The organism is bacterium (assembly GCA_021372515.1).
In the GTDB taxonomy this organism is placed as follows: domain Bacteria; phylum Gemmatimonadota; class Glassbacteria; order GWA2-58-10; family GWA2-58-10; genus JAJFUG01.
The window spans coordinates 1-8138 of sequence record JAJFUG010000042.1 but is presented as its reverse complement, the minus strand read 5'-3'; the positions used below and the strand labels follow the sequence as shown (position 1 = coordinate 8138).

At 64.9% G+C, this 8138-nt stretch carries 5 protein-coding genes; 4 read left to right on the top strand and 1 reads right to left on the bottom strand.

Annotated features, from left to right (window positions below):
- Positions 1–120: 120 nt before the first annotated feature.
- Positions 121–1185, bottom strand: a complete 1065-nt coding sequence (locus LLH00_04060; GenBank protein MCE5270437.1) for a hypothetical protein — start codon at positions 1183–1185, stop codon at positions 121–123.
- Between the two features lie 263 nt (positions 1186–1448).
- On the opposite strand from LLH00_04060, the gene LLH00_04055 reads away from it, so the two are divergent.
- From LLH00_04055 to LLH00_04040, 4 genes are all read left to right on the top strand, one after another.
- Entirely contained in the window at positions 1449–3500 is a 2052-nt protein-coding gene (locus LLH00_04055; GenBank protein MCE5270436.1) for a heparinase II/III-family protein, read from the top strand.
- 14 nt (positions 3501–3514) lie between these two features.
- Positions 3515–5545: a heparinase II/III-family protein gene (locus LLH00_04050; GenBank protein MCE5270435.1), complete on the top strand. Its 2031-nt coding sequence runs from the start codon at positions 3515–3517 to the stop codon at positions 5543–5545.
- Between the two features lie 30 nt (positions 5546–5575).
- Entirely contained in the window at positions 5576–7615 is a 2040-nt protein-coding gene (locus LLH00_04045) for a heparinase II/III-family protein (GenBank protein ID MCE5270434.1), read from the top strand.
- A 244-nt stretch (positions 7616–7859) separates the two neighbouring features.
- Positions 7860–8138, top strand: a 279-nt coding sequence (locus LLH00_04040) for a hypothetical protein (protein ID MCE5270433.1), incomplete at its 3' end; no start/stop codon positions are given.

Sequence of the window (8138 nt, the reverse complement as noted above, 5' to 3'; positions counted from 1 at the left end):
GGCCAGGACCAGCCCGGCGACCAGCCCTCCGGCCAGCACACGCAGCCTGTTGATTCCGTTCATCGTGTCCTCCTTGTCAGTCTGTCGGTTCAAGCGGTTACACGAGTATTCGCATCGGCCTCACTCCGCGCCGCGCAGCTCCCGGCGCACGGCCTCGGCGGCGGCCCTGTCGCGCAGGATATGCCCCAGCTCGCACATGATCAGGTGCTGCGCCCCGGCTTCTTTCAGGATACGGAACTCCTGGTGCAGGCGCTCGGCGCTCTTGCGGTCGCGCGCATAGGTGCCGTCCGTGTAGAACCCGAACATGGGCATGCCCTGGGTGAAAGAGTGGCTGTAGGGACCCTCCACCACGCGGCGGGTATACTGGCGCACCTTGTCCAGCGGCCAGTGCGGCTGGAAGAACCAGGCCGTGGTGATCCCGGCCAGGTCGACTTTCACCCGCAGGCCGTAGAACAGGTCGGGCAGGTAGACCGGGTGGATGTGGTTGGCGATGGTCATGCCGGGTGCCACGGTCTTGGTGCGGTCGTAGAGGGTGTCGTAGAGCGCGACCAGGGTCTCGGCGTAGAATCGCCCCGAGGCTTCGGAATCGCTCAGCTCCGGATGGGCCGCGCGCCAGGCGGCCAGGCGCGCGCGGCAGACCGGGCATTCGCAGCTGTGGTAATTCCGGTAGCCCACGAAATCGAAAATGACCCCGTCGTAGCCGGACTCCCGCAGGCGTTGTACCTCGGCCAGGGTGTAATTCACCACGCCGGTGTCGTTGGGGCAGGTGAAATTCTGGTCCAGGATTTCATGGTTCCCGGGAGCTGGCTCGCCGCCGTACTGGTAGAACTGCTCCGGCGGGATACGCGGCGGGTCGAACCCCGGCAGGCTGTCCTCGCCCGCGGCCAGCTCCTGGAGGCGCGCCCCGGGACGGCGGGCCAGGGGGCAGAGCAGGGCCCAGGACTTTAGCCCGCGCGCCCGGCAGACCTCGGCCACGCCCGGAGTGTCCCAGCACAGGCCGTTGAACCCCAGCGCGGCGGCCGAGTCGGCGGCCTGCTCCAGGTCCTGCACCGTGTGGGCCTGGATCGACCAGACACAGATTATTTTCTGGCCCGAGAGCGGAGCGGTAGCGCTGTCCGCGGCCTTCGCCGGGAGGTAGGTCAAACAGTACATGAGCGTGATCAGAACCAGGGAAGCCTGTCGCATGTTCCGCTCCAGGTTGATCGGAAAGATGGTAGAGACTCGGTTGGATTTTCCTCAAATTTAATACAGGGTTTTCCTCCGGCACAGTCAAGGAAAATTCGCGAAAGGCCCGGTTTCCGCGAAACTGCCCGTGCAGCCGGGTTGGTCCGCCAAAAAACCTGTTGCTAAAACCGACCGGACATTCAAGATTTAAACTCCATCCCCACAACACGAATGACGGCGGAATCGAGCACGCGAACCCCAGTCCGAGCCGGGAGAAACCCGAGATGAAACTGATCCGTCCGTGCCAGTTCCTGTTTGTTTTCGCTTTCCTGCTGAGCTTTTCTCCGCTTGGAGCGGCCACGGTTTTCGACCGGGACCGTCACCCTGTCCCGCACGAGCACCCGCGCCTTCTGGGCAGCGCCGAATACCTTCGCCAGCTCGCCCGCGAGCGTCCCGAGGCCTACACCCGGATGAGCGAGATCGTGACCCAGCGCGAGGGCGGCGACCACGAGCGCATGCTCTCCTGCGCTCTGGTCTACGCCATCGACGGTCCCTCGGCCGAGAACTGGGGCCGCGAGGCGGTGAAGATCGCCCTGAAGCACATCGACGACCCGATCCTGGTCGGCCACACCCGTTTCGGCGACATCCTGGCCAACTGCGCCCTGGTCTACGACCTGTGCTGGCCGCTCTGGACCCCGGAACAGAGGCAGAAATTCCACGACTATATCAGCCGTACGGTCGAGGCGAACGTGGAGAGCGAGCCATCCGTGTTCCACAACGCCTGGTACAGCTACAAGCATTGGGGCTACGGTCTGGCGGCCTACGCCACTTACTACGAGTACGACCGGGCGCAGGCGATCCACGACAAGTTGGAGAACGATTACCAGGAGATGGTGCTGCCCGCCTACCGCATGGCCGGTGCGGGCGGGGGCTGGGCCGAGGGCTACTACATAAACTACTGGAGCTACGAGTGGATGTTTTTCTGCGAGTGCGCCCGGCGGGTGGAGGGGGTGGACTATTTCGGCGCCGCGCCCGAGTTCCTGGGCCACCGCGCCGTGGCCTCAATGTTCGAGACCTACCCCGGGATCGGGGCCTACGCCTCGCGGCGGCCCGTGCCCATGGGCGACGGACGCGGGGACGTGTTCACCGCGGAGCGGGACAAGGCGCTCTGCGCGCGGCGTATCCTGGTCAACCGTTTCCGCGACGACCCGGATAATCAAGTCGTACACGCGTTCAACGAGACCACGCCGCTTATCGGCTCCAGCGTGAACGCCTACAAGGATTTCCTCTGGCGCGACACCACTGTCCCCGCGGGCGATCTCAAGTCCTTCCGGCTCAGCCATGTCAGTCCTGGCGCGGGGTTTGTCAGCGCGCGCAGCAGTTGGGATGAGGACGCGACCTATTTCTTCTTCAAGGCCGGCGACCGTTTCACCGCGCACCAGCACCTGGACAACGGCCATTTCCTGATCTTCAAGCACGAGGAGCTGGCCGGGGATGGCGGCGTATATGACACGTTCGAGGGCAACCACGCGGTCAACTACTACTGCCGCACCATCGCCCATAATACCATGCTGATCAAGGACCCGTCCGAGGCTTGGAGCAACATACGCGCCTGGAGCGGGCGGATGGTCAACGACGGCGGCCAGACGCACTCCTGGCCGCACCACAACGGCTCGGTGCTGGATTCGCTGGACTGGGCCAAAAACGCCGCCCTCTACGACATCGCCGACCTGAACGCTTTTGACGACCACGGGAGCTGGCTCTACACCGCCGGCGACCTGACCCGCTCCTACTCGAAGAAAAAGCTCGAGCAATACACCCGTCAGATTGTCTACCTTCGCCCCGGCACTTTCGTGATTTTCGACCGGGTGAGAAGCACCCGGCCCGAGTATGCCAAGACCTGGCTCCTCCAGGCCATGACAGTGCCCGAGAGGCGGGAGAGCGGCGCCCTGGTTCTGACCAACGGCCGCGGGCGGCTGTTCGTGCAGAGCCTTCTGCCGCAGAAAGCCACGCAGAAACTGGTCTCCGGGCCGGAGCTGTACGTGGTGGATGGCTGGTCCTGCCCGCCGGAGCGCGAGATCGGCCGCTCCGTGCAGTGCCGGGTGGAGGTCTCGCCGCCCACGCCCCAGAAGCAGGACTATTTCCTGCACGTGCTCACAGCCACGGACAGCGGGGTGGAGACTGTTCCGGCGGCCATGCTCAGCGACGGCAAAGAGCGGGTCACTGTCTCCCTGGAGGGCGGCTGGAGCGTGAGCTTCGAGAAGGCGCACGACGGCGGAGTGATCCGGGGCCCGCAGGGCGAGTTCCCCCTGGAGCTGAAAGTCAACGTGGATTGAGACGGAGGCTGTATATGATATCGATCCGTTCGATCAAGATGACATGCCTGGCCGGACTGGGGTTGGTCTTTCTCCTGGCCGGGGCCGTTCGCGCCGAGCGCCATCCCGTGCCGCGCGAGCACCCGCGCCTGTTCGGCGGCGTAGAGCGCCTGCGCGAACTGGCGGCACAGCGTCATGAGGCTTTCATCCGCATGGACGAGACCGCGCTCGAAGCCCAGGGCGGCGATCAGGAATACCTGTTCAGCGCGGCCCTGGCCGCCGCCGTGACCGCGGACACCGACCTGGCCCGGGCTGCGGTGGAGCGGGCGCTCAAGCTGGTGCGCGGATCGATCCGGGTGGGGCATCAGACTTTCGGGATCGACCTGGCCAACTGCGCGGTGGTGTTCGACTATTGCCGCGCCGCCTGGACCGACTCCGAGGCGGCAGAATTTATCGGCTACATGAACCGCACTATCGACGCCAACACCGGCAGCGAGTTATCCGTATTCCATAACGGGTTCTACAGCTACAAGAACGCCGGGATAGCCGTGGCCTGTTACGCCACCTACTACGAGAACCCGCGCGCCCCGGAGATACTGGCCGCCCTGGAGAAAGAGATACGCGCGCGCGTGCTGCCCGCCTGGCGTCTCGCCGGTGACGGCGGCGGCTGGGCCGAGGGCTACTACGTGCACTACTGGACATTCCAGTGGCTGATCTACTGTGACATCGCCCTTCGCCTGGAGGGCCTGGACTGGTTCGCCGAAAGCCCGGAATTTCTGGGCCAGCGTGCCGTGGCCAGTATGTTCGAGTGCTATCCTGGAATAGAGGAGCGCGGGACCCGTCACCTGGCGCCCATGGGCGACAGCGGCGGACGGATCTACCTCTGGGAGCGCGACCACGACCTGACCTGCCGCCGTATCCTGGCCGCCCGTTTCCGCGATGACCCGTCCCACCGGGCCGTGGCGGCGTTCGACCGGGGCACCCCGACGCTCGGCCAGCCGCTCTACGCGTTCATGGATTTCCTCTGGAACGACACCACTGTCACGCCCGGCGGCCTCGACTCGCTCAAGCTCTCGCATCTGTCGCGCGGGCCGGGGTTTGTCTACGCTCGCAGCAGTTGGGAGCAGGACGCGACCTATTTCTTCTTCAAGTGCGGGCCGCGGTTCACCAGCCACCAGCACCTGGATGCCGGGCATTTCGATATCTACAAGGGCGGAGAGCTGGCGGGCGACGGCGGCCAGTTTTATGGCTTCTCCACGGACCACGAGGTCAACTACCTCTGCCGCAGCATCGCCCACAGCACGCTGCTCGTGAAAGACCCCGCCGAGACCTGGCCCCACATCCGGGCCTATGCCGGGGCGATAGCCAATGACGGCGGCCAGCACCACGACTGGCCACACCACAACGGCGCCGTGCAGGATGCCGCCGATTTCCTGGGCCACCCCGAGCTGTACGACACCGCCCGGCTGATCGCATTCGAGGACAAGGGGGATTACCTCTACACGGCCGGGGATTGCAGCCGGGCCTACCGCAGGAGCAAGCTGGAGTGTTTCACCCGCCAGATCGTGTTCCTGCGGCCCGGGACCTTTATCATTTTCGACCGGGTGAAAAGCACCCGGCCCGAGTACGCCAAGACCTGGCTGCTCCAGGCGATGAAAGTTCCTCAGCGGCTGGGGGACGGCCGCCTGGTGCTGGATAACGGCAAGGGCCGTCTGTTCGTCCAGAGCTGCCTTCCCGCCGGGGCCAGGGTCAATCTCGTTTCTGGGGATGCGTTGTACCGGATCGACGGGGTGGCGCACTTGCCCCTGCACGATGTCGGCCCGGCGCCGGAGTGCCGGGTGGAGGTCTCGCCCTCCAGGGCCGCGCGGGAGGACTGTTTCCTGCACGTGCTCACCGCCACGGACTCCGGGGTCGAGGATGTACCGGCGGCAGTGGTCGAGGAGACCAAGAAAGAGGTGCGGGTGCGGATAGGAGACACCAGCGTGACATTCGAGAAAGCGAAAGTCGGCGGAGCCGTGGAGATCAAGGGAAAGAGCACTCCGCTCGCCGACGGGATCGTAGACTGAGGATCGGGAACACTTCCAAGGAGAGACGACATGTATCGACTGCGCACAATTCTGGCCCTTGTCCCGCTCATTCTGTTTCCCCTGCTGGCCTGTTCTGGCGGCGGACTGACCGGCGGCCCGCACCCGGTGCCGCGTGAGCACCCGCGCTTGTTGGGCTCGGCGCGCGAACTCCAGGAGATGGCCCGTCTTCACGCCAACGACTACGGCCGCATGCGCCGGGTGGTGCTGGAAAACATGCCCGCCGGCGACCACGAAATGATGACCTCGGCCTCCCTGCTCTACGCCATCGAGCAGAACGACTCGGCCGGGCACAAAGCCCTGGACATGGCCATGAAGATCATCGAGGCCCCGGTCCGCTCGGGCCATGTCACTTTCGGCCACGACATGGCCAACTGCGCACTGGTCTACGACCTCTGCCACCCGCTCTGGAGCCAGGAGCAGAAGGACAAATTCTATAAGTACATCGGCGAAACAGTGGACGCCAACACGCAGAGCGAGACGCACGTGTTCCACAACGCCTGGTACGGCTACAAGTGGTGGGGCTACGGCCTGGCCGCCTATGCGACGTACTATGAATACGACCGGGCCAAGCAGATTCTGGCCGACCTGGATAAGGACTACATCGAGCGCGCCGCCCCGGCCCTGGAGCTGGCCGGCGCGGGTGGCGGGTTCGGCGAGGGCTACTATATCCATTACTGGGAATACGAGTGGCTGTTTTTCTGCGAAGTGGCCCGTCACTGCGCCGGCGTGGACTACTACGCCGCGGCCCCGGATTTCTACCGCAACCGCGCCCTGGCCGACATGTTCGAGTGCTACCCCGGCCTGCGCGAGAACAACACCCGCCGCTCGATCCCGATGGGCGACAGCGGGGGCCGGGTCCGCGGCAGCGACCGGGACAAGTCGCTCTCGGCGCGCCGTATCCTGGTCAATTTCTTCCGCGATGACAGCGCCCACCAGGCCGTGCACACGTTCAACGAGCAGACCCCAGTCTCGGGCTCGATGAGCCAGGCCTACAAGGACATGCTCTGGCGCGACCCGAGCGTGACCAAGGGCGACCTGTCGAAATTCAAGCTCTCCCACGTGGCCACCGGCCCGGGATACGTGTACGCACGCAGCAGTTGGCAGGAGGACGCCACTTATTTCTATTTCAAGTGCGGTGACCGTTTCACCGCGCACCAGCACCTGGACAACGGCCAGTTCCTGGTCTACAAGTATGAGGAGCTGGCGGGCGACGGCGGCCAGTACTACGAGTTCGGCAACGACCATGACGTGAACTACCACCTGCGCAGCATCGCACACAGCACGATCCTGGTGCACGACCCTTCCGAGACCTGGCCGCAGATACGCGCGTTCCAGGGCCGGATCGCCAACGACGGCGGGCAGCACCACGACTGGCCGCACCACAACGGCGCCGCGGCCGACACCGCCGACTGGAACGCCAACAAGGCCCTCTACGACATCGCCGACCTGTCCGCGTTCGAGGACCACGGCGACTGGCTCTACACGGCCGGAGATTTCACCCGCTCCTACCGCGCGGCCAAGATGGAGCTCTGCACCAGGCAGATAGTCTACCTTCGGCCAAGTACTTTCGTGATTTTCGACCGGGTGCGCGCCACAAAGCCGGAGTTCAAGAAGACCTGGCTGCTCCAGTCCATGACCACCCCGGAGCGCCGGGCGGATGGCCTCCTGGTGGAGACCAACGGCCGCGGGCGTCTGTTCGTGCAGAGCTGCCTGCCCGCCGGGGCCAAAGTAACCCTGGTCTCCGGAGATGACATGTTCCGCTACGACGGCGGCGATTTCCGGCCCGAGAAGACCCAGGGCCAGGCCCCGGACTGCCGGGTGGAGGTCACGCCAGCAGTGGCCGCCAAGGAGGACTTTTTCCTGCACGTGCTGACCGCCGCCGACTCCAGCGTTGCGGATGTCCCGCGGGCCGCGGTGAGCGAGGACGGCGACCGGGTGAGCGTGAGCCTGGAGGGCCGGACAATCGTGTTCACCAAGAGCACCCTGGGCGGGAGTATCGCCACCTCCGCCGGTGAGACGCCTTTCGCCGCGCGGGTGGTGCAGGACTGATAAACAGTTTTATGTACAGCGTCGTAAACCGCGGGGCCGGGCGGGATGCGTGGCGGACGGCGTGTTTTGGTTTATGTAGGGGCGGACCCGTGTGTGCGACCGGGCGGACACACGGGTCCGCCCCTACAAGAGATAGAAGCGCTTCTCGGTAGAGCGACTGATAGAAAGCGTTGTCGTTCACAGCATGAGACAATCAGAACCCTGAACACATAAAGTCCCCTCCACCCTCGCAAGGAGTCGCGGCATGACCGTCACTGTCCGCTCGATTCTCATCCTCATCGCCGTGGTCCTGGCCGGCTGCACCGGTGGCGCCAAAGCCCCGGATTATTCAGGCTTAGCCACCGGGAAGCACGAAATTTCCAAGGAACACCCGCGCCTTCTGGGCAGCGCCGACTACCTGAAAAAGCTGGCCGCGGAGCGCCCCGAGGCCTGGGCGCGCGTGGACTGGGTGGCCCGTAACCTGGAAACCAGGGACGAGACCGTGATGGACGAGCACATGAAAGCCCTCTCCATGGGCCTGGTC